The 16782-nt window shown below is 41.1% G+C and carries 19 protein-coding genes and 3 pseudogenes; 17 read left to right on the forward strand and 5 right to left on the reverse strand.

Going from position 1 to position 16782, the window contains the following annotated elements; genetic code table 11:
* Nucleotides 1-20: 20 nt before the first annotated feature.
* Entirely contained in the window at nucleotides 21-977 is a 957-nt protein-coding gene (locus tag JCM21738_RS10565; RefSeq protein WP_023615048.1) for a COX15/CtaA family protein, read from the reverse strand.
* 615 nt (nucleotides 978-1592) lie between these two features.
* Between JCM21738_RS10565 and cyoE the strand changes: the two genes are divergently transcribed.
* From cyoE to JCM21738_RS25740, 9 genes and pseudogenes are all read left to right on the forward strand, one after another.
* On the forward strand, nucleotides 1593-2519 hold the full coding sequence (cyoE, locus tag JCM21738_RS10575; RefSeq protein WP_023615046.1) for a heme o synthase: 927 nt from the start codon (nucleotides 1593-1595) through the stop codon (nucleotides 2517-2519).
* Between the two features lie 102 nt (nucleotides 2520-2621).
* Nucleotides 2622-3695: a cytochrome c oxidase subunit II gene (gene coxB / locus JCM21738_RS10580; RefSeq protein ID WP_023615045.1), complete on the forward strand. Its 1074-nt coding sequence runs from the start codon at nucleotides 2622-2624 to the stop codon at nucleotides 3693-3695.
* A gap of 31 nt (nucleotides 3696-3726) precedes the next feature.
* A pseudogene (ctaD, locus tag JCM21738_RS10585) lies at nucleotides 3727-5596 on the forward strand (cytochrome c oxidase subunit I).
* The gene (locus tag JCM21738_RS10590) at nucleotides 5596-6225 is read left to right on the forward strand and encodes a cytochrome (ubi)quinol oxidase subunit III (protein WP_023615043.1); all 630 of its coding nucleotides are present in this window, start codon (nucleotides 5596-5598) and stop codon (nucleotides 6223-6225) included. Before ctaD ends, JCM21738_RS10590 begins: the two are co-directional and overlap by 1 nt.
* Nucleotides 6226-6229: 4 nt before the next feature.
* Nucleotides 6230-6565, forward strand: coding sequence for a cytochrome c oxidase subunit IVB (gene ctaF, locus JCM21738_RS10595; protein WP_023615042.1), 336 nt, complete (start codon nucleotides 6230-6232; stop codon nucleotides 6563-6565).
* Nucleotides 6566-6712: 147 nt separating this feature from the next.
* Nucleotides 6713-7624: a cytochrome c oxidase assembly factor CtaG gene (ctaG, locus tag JCM21738_RS10600; protein WP_031307903.1), complete on the forward strand. Its 912-nt coding sequence runs from the start codon at nucleotides 6713-6715 to the stop codon at nucleotides 7622-7624.
* 164 nt (nucleotides 7625-7788) lie between these two features.
* Nucleotides 7789-8253 carry a DUF420 domain-containing protein gene (locus JCM21738_RS10605; RefSeq protein ID WP_023615040.1) on the forward strand — a complete coding sequence of 155 codons (465 nt, stop codon included), beginning with the start codon at nucleotides 7789-7791 and terminating at the stop codon, nucleotides 8251-8253.
* Nucleotides 8254-8286: 33 nt separating this feature from the next.
* Nucleotides 8287-9006: a GNAT family N-acetyltransferase gene (locus JCM21738_RS25735; protein ID WP_243462979.1), complete on the forward strand. Its 720-nt coding sequence runs from the start codon at nucleotides 8287-8289 to the stop codon at nucleotides 9004-9006.
* Nucleotides 8976-9533, forward strand: coding sequence for a GNAT family N-acetyltransferase (locus tag JCM21738_RS25740; RefSeq protein ID WP_243462980.1), 558 nt, complete (start codon nucleotides 8976-8978; stop codon nucleotides 9531-9533). Before JCM21738_RS25735 ends, JCM21738_RS25740 begins: the two co-directional genes overlap by 31 nt.
* A gap of 55 nt (nucleotides 9534-9588) precedes the next feature.
* Here the strand turns inward: JCM21738_RS25740 and ytvI are convergent.
* Nucleotides 9589-10646 (reverse strand): annotated as a pseudogene (ytvI, locus tag JCM21738_RS10615) (sporulation integral membrane protein YtvI).
* 287 nt (nucleotides 10647-10933) lie between these two features.
* Here ytvI and JCM21738_RS10620 point away from each other — a divergent pair.
* The gene (locus JCM21738_RS10620) at nucleotides 10934-11290 is read left to right on the forward strand and encodes an Asp23/Gls24 family envelope stress response protein (protein WP_023615037.1); all 357 of its coding nucleotides are present in this window, start codon (nucleotides 10934-10936) and stop codon (nucleotides 11288-11290) included.
* A gap of 24 nt (nucleotides 11291-11314) precedes the next feature.
* On the opposite strand, the pseudogene JCM21738_RS10625 reads toward JCM21738_RS10620, so the two are convergent.
* A pseudogene (locus tag JCM21738_RS10625) lies at nucleotides 11315-11673 on the reverse strand (YugN family protein).
* Nucleotides 11674-11921: 248 nt separating this feature from the next.
* On the opposite strand from JCM21738_RS10625, the gene JCM21738_RS10630 reads away from it, so the two are divergent.
* The 3 genes from JCM21738_RS10630 to JCM21738_RS27335 all read left to right on the forward strand — a co-directional run bounded on the left by JCM21738_RS10630 (nucleotide 11922) and on the right by JCM21738_RS27335 (nucleotide 13735).
* Nucleotides 11922-12350, forward strand: a complete 429-nt coding sequence (locus tag JCM21738_RS10630) for a CBS domain-containing protein (protein WP_023615035.1) — start codon at nucleotides 11922-11924, stop codon at nucleotides 12348-12350.
* Nucleotides 12351-12719: 369 nt separating this feature from the next.
* On the forward strand, nucleotides 12720-13085 hold the full coding sequence (locus tag JCM21738_RS27330) for a CAP-associated domain-containing protein (protein ID WP_369385712.1): 366 nt from the start codon (nucleotides 12720-12722) through the stop codon (nucleotides 13083-13085).
* On the forward strand, nucleotides 13082-13735 hold the full coding sequence (locus JCM21738_RS27335; RefSeq protein ID WP_369385713.1) for a CAP domain-containing protein: 654 nt from the start codon (nucleotides 13082-13084) through the stop codon (nucleotides 13733-13735). Before JCM21738_RS27330 ends, JCM21738_RS27335 begins: the two co-directional genes overlap by 4 nt.
* Nucleotides 13736-13788: 53 nt before the next feature.
* Here the strand turns inward: JCM21738_RS27335 and JCM21738_RS10645 are convergent, their stop codons facing one another.
* Both JCM21738_RS10645 and JCM21738_RS10650 read right to left on the reverse strand, forming a co-directional pair.
* Nucleotides 13789-14154, reverse strand: a complete 366-nt coding sequence (locus tag JCM21738_RS10645) for a hypothetical protein (RefSeq protein ID WP_023615033.1) — start codon at nucleotides 14152-14154, stop codon at nucleotides 13789-13791.
* 11 nt (nucleotides 14155-14165) lie between these two features.
* The gene (locus JCM21738_RS10650) at nucleotides 14166-14657 is read right to left on the reverse strand and encodes a PaaI family thioesterase (RefSeq protein WP_023615032.1); all 492 of its coding nucleotides are present in this window, start codon (nucleotides 14655-14657) and stop codon (nucleotides 14166-14168) included.
* 204 nt (nucleotides 14658-14861) lie between these two features.
* Between JCM21738_RS10650 and JCM21738_RS10655 the strand changes: the two genes are divergently transcribed.
* The 4 genes from JCM21738_RS10655 to JCM21738_RS10670 all read left to right on the forward strand — a co-directional run bounded on the left by JCM21738_RS10655 (nucleotide 14862) and on the right by JCM21738_RS10670 (nucleotide 16543).
* Nucleotides 14862-15257, forward strand: a complete 396-nt coding sequence (locus JCM21738_RS10655; protein ID WP_023615031.1) for a YlbD family protein — start codon at nucleotides 14862-14864, stop codon at nucleotides 15255-15257.
* A 13-nt stretch (nucleotides 15258-15270) separates the two neighbouring features.
* A complete protein-coding gene (locus JCM21738_RS10660; RefSeq protein ID WP_023615030.1) occupies nucleotides 15271-15510 on the forward strand; it encodes a YlbE-like family protein in 240 nt (79 codons plus the stop codon).
* A 122-nt stretch (nucleotides 15511-15632) separates the two neighbouring features.
* Entirely contained in the window at nucleotides 15633-16100 is a 468-nt protein-coding gene (locus tag JCM21738_RS10665) for a YlbF/YmcA family competence regulator (RefSeq protein WP_023615029.1), read from the forward strand.
* A gap of 167 nt (nucleotides 16101-16267) precedes the next feature.
* Nucleotides 16268-16543, forward strand: coding sequence for a YlbG family protein (locus JCM21738_RS10670; RefSeq protein ID WP_023615028.1), 276 nt, complete (start codon nucleotides 16268-16270; stop codon nucleotides 16541-16543).
* The last annotated feature ends 239 nt before the right edge of the window (nucleotides 16544-16782 follow it).

The raw sequence follows: 16782 nt of genomic DNA on the forward strand, positions 1-16782 counted from the left end.
GCAGCGTCTGCTGCAGCTTTTTATTTTACCGTTGCCTGAGAAAGCTCAACTGGTTTTGGATTTTGTACTCTTGCAGCATTCTTTTTGCTCCTGGAAACCAGAAGGATAAAGTAGCTGAATACACCAAACAGAACCGAAATGAAGAAAGCGTGCCCCAGGGCAATGTAAAGATTCAATCTAGTGAAGATGATCAATGCGCCGGCAATGACTTGCAGTGACACAAGGACCATTGCGATGATCCAACCCCAGTAAAGGACTCTCTCATGCTTGTAGTGTTTGACGGCAATGTAGGTGACATATGCGATCCAAATAAAAATGAAACCTGCCGCAGCCCTGTGTCCCATTTGTACCCACTCGTAAATGTTGGCAGGCAGGAAGGAACCGCCATTTGTACATAATGGCCAGTCTTTACAAACAAGGCTGGCATTCATATGCCTGACAAGAGCACCACTATAAACCACCATGTAGCTGTAAACGGAAAGTCCGATAATATGGAACTTCATTCTTTTATCAATCACTAATTTTTCAGCCTGGAATTTTTTATCCACTTCAAAAATAAGCATGGTCAATAAAAGTACAGCGGCAAAAGAGATGAGCGAAATGCCGAAGTGAAGTGCCAGGACAAAATCAGATTGTCCCCAAACAACAGCGGCAGCTCCTATCAATGCCTGTAGAACAAGGAAGAAAAAAGATAAAACAGACAGAAACTTCGTTTCGCGAATATGCCCAATAGCCTTCCATGTCCCAATAGATAAGATTAGTACCATGATGCCTACGCTGCCCGACACTAACCTGTGGGCAAGCTCTATTACCAATTCGGGAGTAATATCCGTAGGAACAAATTCTCCGTTACAAAGGGGCCAGGACTTGCCGCAGCCCATTCCGGAGTCGGTTTTTGTAACCAACGCTCCTCCGAGCAAAACAAAAAGCATCCCAATCGTGGTTAAAACAGCCAGCCACTTAAGGGAACGATTCATGATCATCACCTGCTTATTCAAAGTTCGATAAGTTGTCAAATAATAAACTTGACATGTATAATAGAAGAAGCTTGTAGAAAAGAAAAAATTCTATCCCTATAATAACGAATTTTGACGAAAAAGAATAGAAAACAATACTTAAGATACTACACAATAATAACCAATATTTCAATACTTACTATTATAGTTGGACAACAACTGGTTTTATAGGTAAAATGCTCATGGCAGCAATAAGGCATGAAAATAACGAGTTTACATACCGGAAATTTTACAGACATGAAAATATTATCCAAGAATATGTATATTCGTAAAAAGAAGACATCCAAAGATTCTGCTAATATCAAGTCAAAATTCCTTGCAATAAAAATAAACTTTATGGATAATGGCGGTAAGACACAAATTAGTCAAATTTTGTTCAAAAAAAATTCACAAAAAAGTTGTGAAGTGTGATTTAATATACAACGTAGGCTTTATTTTTCTACACAAACATTTAACAGCCTTTACACGTTGAGAATAGTGAAAACTATCCGGAATATAAAGTACAAATACTCTTCTTTTTTTTGTAAAAATTTCGTCTCTGGAATTTTGAAGGAAAAGGGATGAAGGAGGATATGGATGTCTAATTCAAAAGCTTTATCAGAAGCTGTATTAGAGGACGGACAGCCTGCAGTAGTGGAGAAGACGATGATCAAAGATTTTCTTGCCCTCATTAAAGTAGGAATTGTAAATTCCAATGCTATGACGACTTTTACTGGATTATGGCTAGCTCTTCATTTTAGCGGAGCGCGCTTTCTGGATAATATTGATTTAATACTTGCGACATTGATAGGTTCATCTTTGATTGTTGCTGGTTCATGCAGCTTGAATAACTACATCGATCGGGATATCGACCATTTAATGGAGCGAACAAAAGACAGGCCGACTGTAACTGGAAAAGTCCAGCCGGGTAAAGTTGCCTTGATGAGCTTCTTGCTGATAGGGATTGGTACCGCGTTTTTGCTTACAACTACCATCACAGCTGCTGTAATCGGGTTGTTTGGAGTTTTTAGTTATGTGGTTCTCTACACATTGTGGTCAAAACGACAATATGTTTCTAATACAATTGTCGGCAGTATTTCAGGAGCAGTTCCACCACTAATCGGCTGGGCTGCAGTGGATGCTAACCTTGATGTAATGGCGTGGATGCTGTTTGCCATCGTTTTTGTATGGCAGCCGCCTCACTTTTATGCTCTGGCAATGAGAAGGGTAGAGGAATACCGGGCAGCTGGTATACCGATGCTTCCAGTGGTGAAAGGATTCAAAGCAACCAAGAGATCTATTTTCCTATGGATAACAGCCTTGCTGCCGTTGCCATTCTTCCTTCATGAACTTGGAATTCCATTCATGATTCTTGCAACGATCCTGAATATTGGCTGGCTTGTATTGGGAATCTACCTTGAAAAGCTTAAAGATGATATGAAATGGGCAAAACTGATGTTTGTATATTCATTACAATACTTAACTGTCATGTTTGTTGCTATGGTAATTGTCACACTTATCTAACCTTCGTTAGGAGATTCGCTCTTTGTTGAGAGAGGATTTTTCCATATATTTTTTACAACCAAATTTATAAGATTTTTTACGAAAGAGGGGTTTAATTAAGCTATGAAGATGCTTGCTAAATGGCGTCTGCTGTCATTGTTCACATTGATGGCATTAGTCTTGTCCGGCTGTGGTGAGCCATACCTGTCTACGTTAAGACCTGCAGGTGAAGTTGCTCAATCCCAGTATGAACTTATGTTGTTGAGCACGGCGATTATGGTGGGAGTAATTGCTGTCGTCACAATCATTTTTATTTATGTCATTATGAAGTTCCGCAGGAAGAATGACAACGAAATTCCAAAGCAGGTCGAGGGAAGTCACAAGCTTGAGATCCTTTGGACTGTTATTCCGATCTTATTGCTTCTAATTCTTGCTGTTCCTACAGTTGCTGCAACGTTTAAGTTGGCGGATGTTTCCCCAATGGAAAAGAAAAACGCTGAAGGAAAGACTGATGCGCTTGTAGTTAACGTGCGCGCGAATCTTTACTGGTGGGAATTTGAGTATCCAAATGAAGCGATCGTCACTAGCCAGGATTTAGTAGTCCCTACTGATGAAAAAGTTTACTTTAATCTTAAGGCTTCTGATGTAAAGCACTCTTTCTGGATTCCTTCTGTTGGAGGAAAGATGGATACAAATACCGATAACATCAATAAATTCTGGCTTGAGTTTGACAGTAAAGGTGCTGATGAAGCTGGCGGTCTTTTCTACGGAAAATGTGCTGAGCTCTGCGGGCCTTCACACGCATTGATGGATTTCAAAGTAAAAGCTTTGCCGCGTGATGAATTCGATCAATGGGTAGCAGATATGCAAGGAGTTAAAGAACCTGCTAAGGCAGAAACTGCAACCGCTCAGCAAGGACAGGAAATCTTCAATAACAGCTGTATCGGATGCCACGCCGTAACTCCGGCAAACACGGCTCCTGAAGCAGCTCGTGTTGGTCCTAACTTGACAAACTTCGGCGATCGTTCACGCGTTGCTGGTGTCTTGGACATGTCAGAAGAAAATATCAAGAAATGGTTGGAAGATCCAGAAGCCTACAAGCCGGCAAACAAAATGACTGGCAAGTATCCTGAGCTTAAACCAGAAGAACTTGATGCATTAACAGAATATCTGCTGGGCTTGAAAGTCCAGAAATAACAGGGGATTTGTTTGAAAGGGAGGTAAAACTGTGAGTACCTATGCTCAGAAAAAGGGATTCGGCGCAACGTTATGGGATTACCTGACAACGGTTGACCATAAAAAAATCGCAATCCTTTATCTAATTGCTGGCGGATTCTTCTTCATCCTAGGCGGACTTGAAGCTTTGTTCATCCGTATTCAGCTAGCTGTACCTAACAATGATTTTGTAAGCGCGGGATTCTATAATGAAATCCTGACGATGCACGGAACCACCATGATATTCCTTGCAGCGATGCCGCTTGTCTTTGCATTCATGAATGCTGTTATGCCGCTCCAGATTGGTGCACGTGACGTAGCGTTCCCATTCTTGAACTCTTTAGGATTTTGGTTATTCTTCTTTGGTGGAGTATTCCTTAACCTTTCATGGTTCCTGGGTGGAGCTCCAGATGCTGGTTGGACTTCTTACGCTTCTCTTGCAATGGCGTCTGAAACACATGGTATTGACTTTTATGCACTTGGATTACAGATTTCGGGTGCGGGTACACTAATCGGGGGATTAACTTCCTCGTAACGATCATTAACATGCGTGCCCCGGGAATGACTTATATGAGAATGCCGATGTTCACTTGGGCAACATTCGTAACATCAGCTCTTATCCTGTTCGCGTTCCCTCCACTGACAGTTGGTCTTTTCTTATTGATTTTTGACCGGATGTTTGGTTCTAATTTCTTTGATGTAGCAGATGGCGGTAACACAATTATCTGGGAACACCTTTTCTGGATCTTTGGTCACCCGGAAGTTTATATCTTGATTTTGCCGGCTTTCGGTATTTTCTCAGAGATCTTTGCGATTTTCTCTAGAAAACGTCTTTTTGGTTACTCATCCATGGTATTCGCGACTGTATTGATCGGTTTCCTTGGATTCATGGTATGGGCTCACCATATGTTCACAACTGGTCTTGGACCGATCGCAAACGCGATTTTCGCAGTAGCTACAATGGCAATCGCCGTTCCTACGGGTATCAAGATTTTCAACTGGATGTTCACGATGTGGGGTGGAAGCATCAAGTTCACAACTCCGATGCTTTGGGCAGTAGCTTCATTCCATCATTCGTTGCCGGTGGTGTAACAGGTGTCATGCTGGCGTCCGCTGCGGCTGACTATCAGTACCATGACAGCTATTTCGTAGTAGCTCACTTCCATTACGTTATCGTTGGTGGTGTAGTATTCGCACTATTTGCTGGTGCGCACCTTTACTGGCCAAAAATGTTCGGCACAATGCTAAATGAAACTCTTGGTAAAGTAACGTTCTGGTTATTCCTGATTGGTTTCCACCTGACATTCTTCATCCAGCACTTCCTTGGATTGATGGGGATGCCTCGTCGTATCTTCACATTCCTGCCTGGACAGGGACTTGAAACTGGAAACTTGATCAGTTCAATCGGTGCGATTTTCATGGCAATTGCTACAATCGTGCTATTAATTAACGTAATCATGACACAAGTTAAAAACGAAAAAGTCGGAAATGATCCATGGGGCGACGGCCGTACACTAGAGTGGTCGATTGCATCTCCGCCGCCATTCTACAACTTCAAGCAGCTTCCTCTTGTACGCGGTCTGGATGCTTACTGGTTGGAGAAAATGGAAGGCAAGAAGGAAATGACACCTGCAGAACCGCTTGGTGATATCCATATGCCGAATAACTCTTTCATTCCTTTCGTTATCTCACTTGGTCTTTTCATCGCAGCGTTTGGTGCAATGTACCGTGCCGATACAAGCTGGGGACTGCTAGTCTTGATCCTCGGTATGGCAGTAACATTAGGAGCGATGTTCCTACGTTCAATTAAAGATGATCATGGATTCCATATTCATAAAGAAGACTTAATGGACGATGATAATGATAAGGGGGCAAAGGCATAATGCAAGCTGAAGAAAAATTCACTTATGAAACATGGCCTGCGGAGCCTGAAAAAGCAACCCTCGAAGCAAAGAACAAGTTTTTGGGCTTCTGGTTCTTCCTTGGCGGAGAGACAGTATTGTTTGCGACTCTGTTCGCTACTTATCTCGCATTGAAAGATAAGGTTCCTAGTGCTGATCATGCACTTGCCAAGGATATCTTTGAAATACCGCTAGCTTTTGCAGCGACTATGCTTCTTTTAACAAGTTCTTTGACAAGTGTATATGCTATGTACCATATGAAGAACTTCAACTTCAAGAAAATGCAGCTTTGGCTTGGATTGACAGTAGCTCTTGGTGCTGCGTTCCTTATCCTTGAGATTTATGAGTTCTACCACTATGTACATGCGTTTGGACATACTTTCACAAGTAGTGCGTTTGGGTCTGCATTTTATACACTTGTAGGCTTCCACGGAGGCCACGTTGCATTCGGTCTTGCTTGGATCATCACACTGATGGTCCGCAACTCCAAGCGTGGATTGAACCTTTACAACGCTCCTAAATTTTATGTGGCCAGCCTTTACTGGCACTTCATCGACGTTGTATGGGTATTCATCTTCACGGTTGTATATCTAATGGGAATGGTGGGATAAACTGATGGCTAATCAACAACCAAGTTCAGGGAACCCAAGAGTAGACGTCGAATATCGTCGCAAGAAAAGCGCCGAAGAGATGAGATACCAAATCGTTTCCTTTGCATTGATGATTTTCTTGACACTTGTTGCTTTTGTTGCAGTTGGATATGAAGGATTCTCAGGCTGGTTCACAGTTCCGTTCATCCTTCTGCTTGCTGTGATTCAGGTAATCTTCCAGCTATACTATTTCATGCACATGAGCCACAAAGGGCATGAAGCACCTGCACTGTTCCTTTATTCGGGAGTAGTTGTAGGGGCTGTGACGATCCTTGCTTTCACAACAATTATCTGGTGGTAATATGACTTAAAGAAAAAATCGGCTTATAGCCGATTTTCTATGTAAGCGAGTATACTAACATTTAATGGCAGTGCCGTTTTATTGAAGTACCATACCTTTGCAAGTATAATGAAAGTAAAGTTCTTAAACAGGACGGGGTGAAATATGATGCTTACTTTAGATATATTTGGATTCAGAGCTCTATGGAGTCCAGTATATTTTCTGATGATGGCAGCTGTATTAGTTGTTTTTTATCTAATTGTCTTTAAGTACTATCATCGTTTCAAGGAAGGTGTACCAGCCACACGAAAGCAGGCTGTTTATTTTACGACTGCTATCATTGTGCTGTATATCATTAAAGGTTCGCCTGTGGATCTGATGGCTCATATAACCTTTTATATGCATATGATCCAAATGGCCGTACTGTATCTTGTGGTACCTCCATTATTGATTTTCGGCTTGCCTGATTGGCTTTGGAGATCGTTTTTATCACTTCGGATAGTCGATCCGCTATTTCGCTTTTTCACGAAGCCGCTTATTGCCTTGATCATGTTTAATGGAATATTCTCTATTTACCATATTCCGCTGATTTTTGATTTTGTTAAAACAGATATGTGGCTGCATGCAGGTTACACATCGGTGCTATTTATACTCGCGATGTTCATGTGGTGGCCTCTTGTCAATAAATTGGAAGAGTATCAGACATTGTCCGGTGTTAAAAAGATGGGGTATATCTTTGCTGACGGTGTGCTAATCACCCCAGCGTGCGCTTTGATCATCTTTGCCGATACACCAATGTACGCAACTTTTTCCGACCCAAATGCATGGGGCGAAGCTTTAAAATTATGTGTACCGCCTACGATGCTCTCTAGCCTGGATCTCAGCGGTCCGGAAACCTTCAGTTCTATTTCGCTTCTCCATGATCAGCAGCTTGGTGGAGTAATCATGAAGGTCATTCAGGAAATCGTTTATGGTATCTTCCTGGGATATGCGTTCTTCCAATGGTTCCGAAATGAAGAAGATCATCAGGCTGAACAGGATGCGATCAATCTTGCGAGCGCTCCACAGCCAGTAAAGTAATAATGATTTCAAAAGCTTCCTTATTGGGGAGCTTTTATTGTTGTATAATGTGCTTACACTCTATCAAAAAAATTATTAGTTAACAGCAATCAAAGATTGAAAAAAAGAGACAGGTCACCTACAATTAACTTTATGGAGAAATAATGATTGAGAGGTATATATCTATGTCAAACTTACCGATCCTGCCGACAATCAGCACCACATTTATTGTTTTAAGTGCGATAACCGTAGCAATTGGCTGGGCACAAATCAAACAAAGAAAGATTGAAAAGCATCGCAAGACTATGACGCTGGCTGGTATATTCGCCATCATATTCTTTGTGATTTATGCATCAAGGACGATTTTCATTGGAAATACATCATTTGGTGGACCTGATGATATCAAGATTTACTATACGATGTTCTTAATTTTCCATATCACACTTGCTACTATTGGAGCTGTCCTTGGAATTACCTCGCTTTACACAGGATATAAGAACAGATTAGAGCGCCATCGCAAACTTGGGCCTGTCACCAGTGTTATCTGGTTCTTTACTGGTATCACGGGGGTTGCAGTTTACCTGCTTCTATATGTGTTCTATAAAGGCGGGGAAACAACTTCAGTCATCAAAGCCATACTCGGAACATAGCAGACTTTGAAACATTGCTTATAGCAATGTTTTTTGTTTTTAGAAGGTATTCTTGCTTCAACAGGCGAATTTATTAGGTTGTATAAAGGGGGTTGGATTTACTTGGATATAAAAGTTTTATCAGAAGAACATTTTCTCGAGTCAATGAATTTATCAATGTATGCTTTTCAATATAAAGTGCCGGAAAGTGATATTCCTAAAAGGTTGGAAACACTAAAGAAACATCGCTTGCTTGGGATTTTTGAAGGAGAAGAGCTTGCATCCAAATTGCATATTCTTTCTTTGAATGTAAAGCTAGGGCAACAGGATTGGAAAATGGGTGGTATTGCAGGAGTCGCTACCTATCCTGAGCACAGACGGAAAGGGCATGTAAATGCCTTAATGAGGAGAGCACTGGAGGATATGAACCAAAGTGGGAATATTGTTTCATTCCTTCACCCATTCCAGATCGATTTCTATAGAAGGTTTGGCTGGGAGATCATTTCAGACAACAGAAAGATCACTATCGAAAAAATAGATCTAAAACCTGTAGAAAGACAATCGGGAACTATTAAAAGACATACAGAGAAGAATCACTCATTGGATATCGAGAGGGTCTATGAGGGATATGCAGCAATGCATAGCGCGATGTTAGCAAGAGATTCAGAATGGTGGCGTACAAGTATATACGGTGAGCAAACAGCTGCTGTTTTTATGATTCGAAAAATGAAGCGTCAGGATACTTGTTATATGAGATTAAAGATAATGTTATGAAGGTAGAGGAATACGTTTCTCTAACCCATGAAGCGAGAAAAGCACTATGGAATTTCATTTGCCAGCATGATTCAATGGTAGAACGAGTGGAAGTGCTGTTATCAGTCTATGACCCACTCCCGTACTTTTTAAAGGAGCCTAAGCTCAAAACTGAAATTTTTCCATATTTTATGGGCAGGATTGTGAATGCTGAAAAAGCATTAGCTAGCTATCCTTTCATCACCAGCACTGCTGGGAAAAATGTGTTCCTTCATCTGGATGACACTGCTGCTCCGTGGAACGCTGGGACCTATATATTAGGGCAGGAAGGGGTTAAGTTTCACCCTGTGAAAGAGGGGTGTGGATGTGTGACTGCACCAAAGCGGGGACTGCATTTGAACATAAACACTTTAACGGCCATGTTATTCGGCTATAAGCGTCCTCTTGAATTATTTGAGCTAGAACTGCTCAGGGGAGACATCGATGAAGTCAAGGAGCTGGAACAGACATTACCCACATTTAAGCCATTCTTTTATGATTTCTTTTAATTTTATACAAATTCAAAAAACCCCGGGTGTCAAGCCACCCGGGGTTTTTCCATGCTTAAATCTTGAATTTAAATTTAATGATGCCAGCTTCTTTAGCTGAATTGAACCCAATCAAGAGCAATGGGCCGATGACAAAGCCCATGAAGCCGAAAAGCTTCAGTCCAAGATACATGGCAATCAGTGTAGATAGCGGAGAAAGACCTATATGGCTTCCCATTACCTTAGCTCCACTGTACGCCTGATAATCAGCAAAATAACTGCCAGGACCGCCAGCTGGGTTCCTAGGGCCACATTACCTGTTGCCAGGTGAAAGATTGACCATGGCGCCAATATGACGATTGATCCGATCAGCGGGATAAAATCAATCAACCAAATGATTGCTGCCATGACAATTGCATATTCCGGGGTGATGAAGAGCAACCCAATCAGGGCGACGATGAAAATAATAACACTCACCAAAAATTGGGCTTTCAAGAATCCGAATACAACATAAGAAAGTCGGGATGTCATGAAATGTACTTTGTCTGCTGTTCTTTCTGTTAAATGGCTGTACACACCTTGCCTCAATGATGGCAACTCCAGCAAGAAAAGAAACAGGGCAATCAAATAGACAAGGAAGCTGATCAGGAAATTCGGGATGTAGGTCAGCAGTGCCTTCAAATTATCTATATTGATAAATGCAATCATGTCATTCTTAAGTTTATTGAGAAAATCCTCTGCCCTGTTGCTGATTTCGGTAACAACTTCCCTCGGAAGGTCATTGGCAGCTTCAACAAAACTATTTTCTGCCTTATACCAGGCATTTGTAATTTCATTTATATAGACTGGAGTATTATCAATCAAGTCAATTGCCTCGGTGACTGCTGTTGTAGTCAGGAAATAACCTGCAACTATTATGAGCAATACAAACAGGAGGAAAACGGCCAATACTGCCAGGCGACGCCCACTCTTGAATCTTTTTTGGAAGTAAACCACTGCAGGCTCCAGAAAAAGGGCAGTAATCAAAGCAGCAATCAACGGGATGGACACCGGAAGGATAATATAAAGAATTGCTGCAACGGCGATGGTGATTAATGCAATAAGAATAGTTCGTTTAGAAAAAATACCGGACAAGTGAAACTCCTTTCTATACTCATGAAGAGTATATACCTCTAAAAAGCATTTATTAAGGGCACTTAAGCCTTATATTTCAAAAAGCGCAAAAAATTCCTTAACAATTAAATTATAGTACGCATTTAATATAAGAAACAACAAAAATCAGCTATATCCTATGTCTTTTTGTAAACTTTGCTTATTTTTATGCTCACGGATTCATTTTAATAACTTTAGTTCTCGCTATTTCATCTCTATGTATGCTTATGAACATCAGGTTTCGAACCTTAACTCTAAGGGGTGAGACAATGAATAAGTCAGGACAAATCATGCCTCAGCAAAATAGAGAGGTATGCCGTGCAGTCTGTGCAATTGTTCATGCCATCATTAATGAAAACGGCTTTTTTCAACAGTCGGGGTTTAAAACCAGGATCTCACGATTGAGAAGAAATGCATTTGCTGACAATGGAGTTATTGTTGAACTTGATCAGGATAAAGTAAAAATAAAAGTATACGTTGACACTATTGTTGGAGAGTACACTATCCTTCTAAATGCCACGGAGCTGCAGAAAAACATAGAAGAGGAGATTGTGCTGCTTACTTCCTTTTTACCGAATGAGATTGATGTCATCGTAACGGGCATTAATGTAAAAAAGACGCATTGAACGCGTCTTTTTTACATCAAAATATTATATTGCGAATTTCTCTACTTCTGCTTTAACATCGTTTAAAAGCTTTTCGCACTGGCTGACAAGAGCTTTCGGGAACTGCTCACCGTCACCATATTCAACTCCGTGCGGATAGTAGTGTTTGCCTAACAAAGGAGTCATCAGCTGAATGATCGCTTTGTGTGAGCCGATATCACCTTCATGGGCATAGCCCTGGACACGCAAATAAAATGTGCCTTCTTTTACTACAATCTTTTTGTCATAGGTTACTCGCTCATAGTCCCATTGACCCTCACGCACTAGACCATGCTCTAACATAACCTCATCAAGCGGTTCAAGTCCGCCTTCAGGTTTTCAATACCTGTATTTTCGAATTTCATCCTATTCCCTCCTAAAAACACACTGCAGTAATATCGCCTAAAATAGATTATATCTCAAATTTAATAATAGTAAAAATAGGCTTAAGTTGCAATGAATATAAAAGCAAATTTCCCTGCTTTCACTCTTTCTGTTTGCATGGGGAAACTGAAGACTAAATAAGAATTAATTATTTGATGGCATAATTAGCATAATCCGGGCAACCCTAACTGTGAGCAGGAAAGCTTTGATTCATAAGGAGGAGATGAAAGTGCGTAAAATCCGTGAAATCATGACTAGCGATGTGGAAACATGTACTTTGTTGGATAATGTATTTGAAGTTGCGGTCAAAATGAAAGAATGGAATGTCGGATCAATCCCTATCGTCGACAAAGATCAGCTCGTAGGCATGATCACCGACCGGGATATTGTCATTAGAGGGATAGCAGAAAAACATCCACCGTCTTCTAAGGTTGAGACGGTAATGAGTGATCACCTCGTTACAGCGACACCGGATATGTCCACTAAAGATGCAACTAGGCTTATGGCGGAACATCAAATAAGAAGGCTGCCAGTAGTTGAAGGTGATAAATTAGTAGGAATCGTAGCGCTTGGTGACTTTGCTGTAAATGAAATGACAGACGAACAAGCACAACATGCTCTATCAGAAATCTCAGAGCCTGGAAGCCATATGCAATAGATTAAGGCACTCATATTGGGTGCCTTTTGTCATCATTCTTACTACAATTGTTCAAACATTTTGTAATGTTGTTGATTTTACAATAAGCAGGCCTTATGTTAAAAGTAAGTTAATCAAGGAACGCAAGAGATATGGCAATCGTGTTAATAATCATGATTTTTTTAAAGTCGGAAAGAACACTTCTATTAAAAAGAACCCTATAAATGATATAATAATTTCAAAAATCACTCATATAGTGATAGAGAGAATAGTGTCTTTTTGACTCACATAAGTGTGGCTTGCCATATTCAAAAGAAGGGGGGGATCTACCTGCGAACGATTATTAGGATTTTAATTTTTGCCGCAATCTTTTTATTTATTGGTTTATACATGGGATTTAACAAGGAAGATACTGAGGAATTGGTAATTGAACAGAAATCTGCCCCTAAAGAAGATGAAACTCTCGACAAGGATGTCGATCAACAAATAATTAGTGAGGGCATTGACCAGCCTGCACAGGGCGTTGGTTCCCTATTAGGTAAGGATATTGATTCTCTTAAGGCTACATTAGGTGAACCATCCAGGGTTGACCTTTCAGCCTATGGCTTCCATTGGTGGATTTTTAATAACAACCTTGACCAATATATCCAGGCTGGTGTCCTGAACGGCAAGGTTGTGACTGCTTACGGAACTGGGCCTTCGGTAAATGTTCAGCCATTTGAAATTGGACAGCCAATCGAAGAAATTTTTCGATGAACGTGATTGAGCCTGATGTCACATTTGAATACAATGGAAGTTCCTACAAATTCGAGCTTTCTGAGCAGGATATGAACACACGTCCCATTATTAAAATGGGTAAATACTTTGCTCAGCTTTATATTGACAAGTTCACTAGTTCCGTCTCAAGCATCCGCTATATGGATAAGGAAACAATCGTCAAGCAGCGTCCCTATGAAATGGTCTACAGGGGAACTCTGATAGAACCTCCTGTATTATCTGAAGGGGATTGGATCAGGATTGAGGCTGGTCTTGAGAAACAAATCCTTGATATTACAAATGCAATTCGATTAAGGGATGAACTGCCGACTCTGGAGTGGGATGAGAAGACGGCAGAAGTCGCATATGCCCATAGCAAGGATATGGCAATTGAAGACTATTTTTCTCATGAATCTGAAAAATTCGGGGATTTATCGGAAAGGTTAAATGCAGCGGAGATCCTGTACCAAGTGGCTGGGGAAAACATCGCAGCTAATTATACAGATGGACCAGCCGTTGTCGAGGGCTGGCTGAATAGTGAATCCCACCGTGAGGCGTTATTGAATGAGGAATTTTCGCATCTTGGAGTAGGTGTGTATCAAATGCATTATACCCAGAACTTCTTGAAAATGTGGGAGCAACAACAGTAATTGCTATTTTAAATTTATACATTATGCAGAGCGAAGGAGCATGGACCAAGAGGTCATGCTCCTTCGCTCTGCTTGATTGCTCTGTTAATTGAAAAGAATCCTTGCTTCCAGTTACCATATAGATGTACGATTTCCCCTTCATGGAATCGAAGTGGAACTGCCCCTTTCATCAAAGGAGTGACTTTTTTTACGGTTATCTCTTTTAAGCCAGTGTTAACCCTCAACACTGTTATATGATTATACCGATGGTAATAAAACCGCTCTCTGTATTCATTAACCTCTATGATTTTTCCGCTCACGATCGCTTCCTCAGGAATATTCTCCAGTTCGATCCATTCCTGAAAATTCGTCTGCATTTCTTTTTTCGTCAGCCAATAAAAATAGGCAAGGACAATCGGAATCGCAATTGCTGTAACCATTCATGATCACCTTATTTATGCTGTTTTTTTACAACGAAGAAGCTTCCGGAAGAGTGAGCAATCTTTCTGCCATCGGACCTGAAAACATCCGCTTCAAGGACAACAGTGCTTCTTCCTTTATGAATCAGCTTAGCTTTACACTGAAGATTGTCGCCGATCCCTGGCGCAAGATAATGGATGTTAATCTGTGACGTGACAGCAGCATAACCTTCTGGCAGCAGCTTATTCGCAAGTGTTCCCATCGCGGTGTCGAGTATCGTGGCAGTAAATCCGCCATGGACTATGCCCAGGGTATTGTCGAGAACCTTTGTGATTGGAATATCGATTTCGCAAGTTTCATGGTCGAGTCTCCTATCCATATGGAGAAGGCCGTCGATATAGGTACTGTTTTTCCCGCTCAGTTTATTTTTAACCCCTGATAGCACCGTTTTGAGGTCTTCAAGTTCCTGCTCGCCTGATAACGAGATGCATTCATCTAAAAGCTGTTGTAATTCTTTTTCCACTATACTATTACCTCTTTCTGAATGGCTCTGTTCTTATAATTTCAAATCAATATCATTATTGTAAAAAAGCCATCTAATAATCTGTTTTTTATTTTAACACTTCGGCTCTTTAAAAGCACAAGGTTGACTTCTGAAACCCTTCACCAATAATGATGATTTTCATATGCTATTATAGGCATTTGTTACACTGTGAGGTGAAAAGCTATGGCTAAAAAGAAACTTCATCCCTCTGTTGAAAAGTTCAAGGAGTTCGTGAAAGCCCACCCTGAGCTCGTGCAGGAAGTCAGGAAGGGGAATACAACCTGGCAGGAAATGTACGAAGATTGGTACCTGCTTGGTGAGGATGATCCAAAATGGACGAACAAAAGCAATAATGACAAGGAAGAAAAAAGTGAAGAAAAGAAAACTGATTGGATAGGGACGATTATGGGTGCTGTTAAAAATATGGATCCCGAACAGGTTCAAGGACAAATCCATAACATAAGCCAGGCACTCGGGGCGATTCAGGGAGTTCTTTCCCAGTTCCAGGGAAGCAAAGGGGGACAGCAGGCATCTAATAATTCAGGACCTGCACATCCTTTCTCATTCAGGCAGGATTAGATGGAGGCAAACAATGCGTAAAGATGTGATGGAGCAATTACGAACAAATAAAGAGTTGTTAGAGTTCGTGCGAGCCCAGCCTCATTGGTACAGGAAGCTGAGCAGGGACCCAAGGGACATTTATTCTGCGCAGATCGCTGCGTTGCACCATTTTGAAAAAACGATTCCGCATAAGGTTCAGAAGTTTTCCAACAATGTCCAGATGGCATCGATGATGATGCATATGTTCTCAAGCATGAATTCCCAATCATGACAAAGCTTTCTTCTGAATGAGGAAAGCTTTGTCAGCTTTTAGAAGTGGACTAAGCAGGCATGCCAGGACCTTCAGATGACGCTGGCTGGAAAGTTTAGCTTTTCTGGCAGTTTCATGGTAAAATGGGGTTCGGAGGTGAGCCAGCATTGCTTGCTGTTACATCAGAAAGAGTATTATTGTTGGAAGAAGCTGAACAGCTAGTCAGCATGATCTTACAATCTGATATTGCCGAGTATTATCGGGAATGTTTATATAATGTTAAAAATAATCCGGAGACACAAAGGAAGGTTCGTGAATTTGTGGACATGAAGGAACGCTATGAAGAGGTTCAGCGTTTCGGAAAGTACCATCCTGACTATAAAGAAGTCATGGGCAAGATCCGGATTGTAAAAAGAGAGCTGGACATGGATGAGGTTATTGCCGAATTCAAGAAAGCGGAAAATGACTTACAGAGCCTGCTTGATGAGGTTAGTGTCATCATCGGCAGATCCGTTTCAGAGAGTGTGAAGGTTCCTACCGGAAATCCATTCTTCGAAAGCTCTTGCGGAGGCGGCTGCGGCAGCGGAGGAAGCTGTGGGTGCTCAGCTTAGATTAATGACAAAAAGCATGGGAGTCCCATGCTTTTTTCTTTTGATTTTAGCTTTGTTTGAGACCATAGTTGATTTTAGACTGCTTTAAATGGGATTGATTATTGAAAAAACTGGTTTTTGTGTGCTAGACTAGTACAAAGCAAACGTTTACCGAAGGGGAAAAGAATATGATAGGACAGAGGCAGGGAATCATCGTCTGGCTGTATTCATTAAAGCAGGCCAAGATGCTCAGAAGATTTGGAAATGTTCATTTTGTCTCGAAGAAAATGAAATATGCAGTGATTTACTGCAATCTCGATGAGGCAAAGGGACTGATGGAAAAAATCAGTTCATATTCGTTTGTTAAAAAGGTGGAACCTTCCTATAAACCATTCTTGAAGATGGAATTTGAAAACTCTTCCCCTGATAAGGCAAAAGAATATGATTATAAAATGGGAATATAGAGACCATGCTGGAAGAATAGCATGATCATCAGAAAAGGTGAGGGGAATCCTCACCTTTTTTATTGGTTAGGAAACTATAAAATTTATTTAGTTGTGGATAACTACATGTAGTATTCTTAATCTAGCTCCAGCGCCTAGCCCCTCGAGTCGCTTCGGTCCGCCCAATGAAGTCCAAAGAACGACTTCACTGGTCAGCCCTCCAGCGCTTGTCGGGGCTGAACAAGGCGCTTGCGCTTTTT

Origin of the sequence: Mesobacillus boroniphilus JCM 21738 (assembly GCF_000517385.1) — a bacterium.
GTDB classification, from domain to species: domain Bacteria; phylum Bacillota; class Bacilli; order Bacillales; family Cytobacillaceae; genus Mesobacillus; species Mesobacillus boroniphilus.

Coding starts and splice junctions, on each gene's coding strand:
- JCM21738_RS10665 (WP_023615029.1), top strand. CDS start 15,633: ATGGGGTTCGGAGGTGAGCCAGCATTGCTTGCTGTTACATCAGAAAGA.
- ctaF (WP_023615042.1), top strand. CDS start 6,230: ATGGCTAATCAACAACCAAGTTCAGGGAACCCAAGAGTAGACGTCGAA.
- JCM21738_RS10605 (WP_023615040.1), top strand. CDS start 7,789: ATGTCAAACTTACCGATCCTGCCGACAATCAGCACCACATTTATTGTT.
- JCM21738_RS10620 (WP_023615037.1), top strand. CDS start 10,934: ATGAATAAGTCAGGACAAATCATGCCTCAGCAAAATAGAGAGGTATGC.
- JCM21738_RS10655 (WP_023615031.1), top strand. CDS start 14,862: ATGGCTAAAAAGAAACTTCATCCCTCTGTTGAAAAGTTCAAGGAGTTC.
- JCM21738_RS10670 (WP_023615028.1), top strand. CDS start 16,268: ATGATAGGACAGAGGCAGGGAATCATCGTCTGGCTGTATTCATTAAAG.
- coxB (WP_023615045.1), top strand. CDS start 2,622: ATGAAGATGCTTGCTAAATGGCGTCTGCTGTCATTGTTCACATTGATG.
- ctaG (WP_031307903.1), top strand. CDS start 6,713: ATGCTTACTTTAGATATATTTGGATTCAGAGCTCTATGGAGTCCAGTA.
- JCM21738_RS10565 (WP_023615048.1), bottom strand. CDS start 977: ATGAATCGTTCCCTTAAGTGGCTGGCTGTTTTAACCACGATTGGGATG.
- cyoE (WP_023615046.1), top strand. CDS start 1,593: ATGTCTAATTCAAAAGCTTTATCAGAAGCTGTATTAGAGGACGGACAG.
- JCM21738_RS27330 (WP_369385712.1), top strand. CDS start 12,720: ATGGGATTTAACAAGGAAGATACTGAGGAATTGGTAATTGAACAGAAA.
- JCM21738_RS10660 (WP_023615030.1), top strand. CDS start 15,271: ATGCGTAAAGATGTGATGGAGCAATTACGAACAAATAAAGAGTTGTTA.
- JCM21738_RS10590 (WP_023615043.1), top strand. CDS start 5,596: ATGCAAGCTGAAGAAAAATTCACTTATGAAACATGGCCTGCGGAGCCT.
- JCM21738_RS27335 (WP_369385713.1), top strand. CDS start 13,082: ATGAACGTGATTGAGCCTGATGTCACATTTGAATACAATGGAAGTTCC.
- JCM21738_RS10645 (WP_023615033.1), bottom strand. CDS start 14,154: ATGGTTACAGCAATTGCGATTCCGATTGTCCTTGCCTATTTTTATTGG.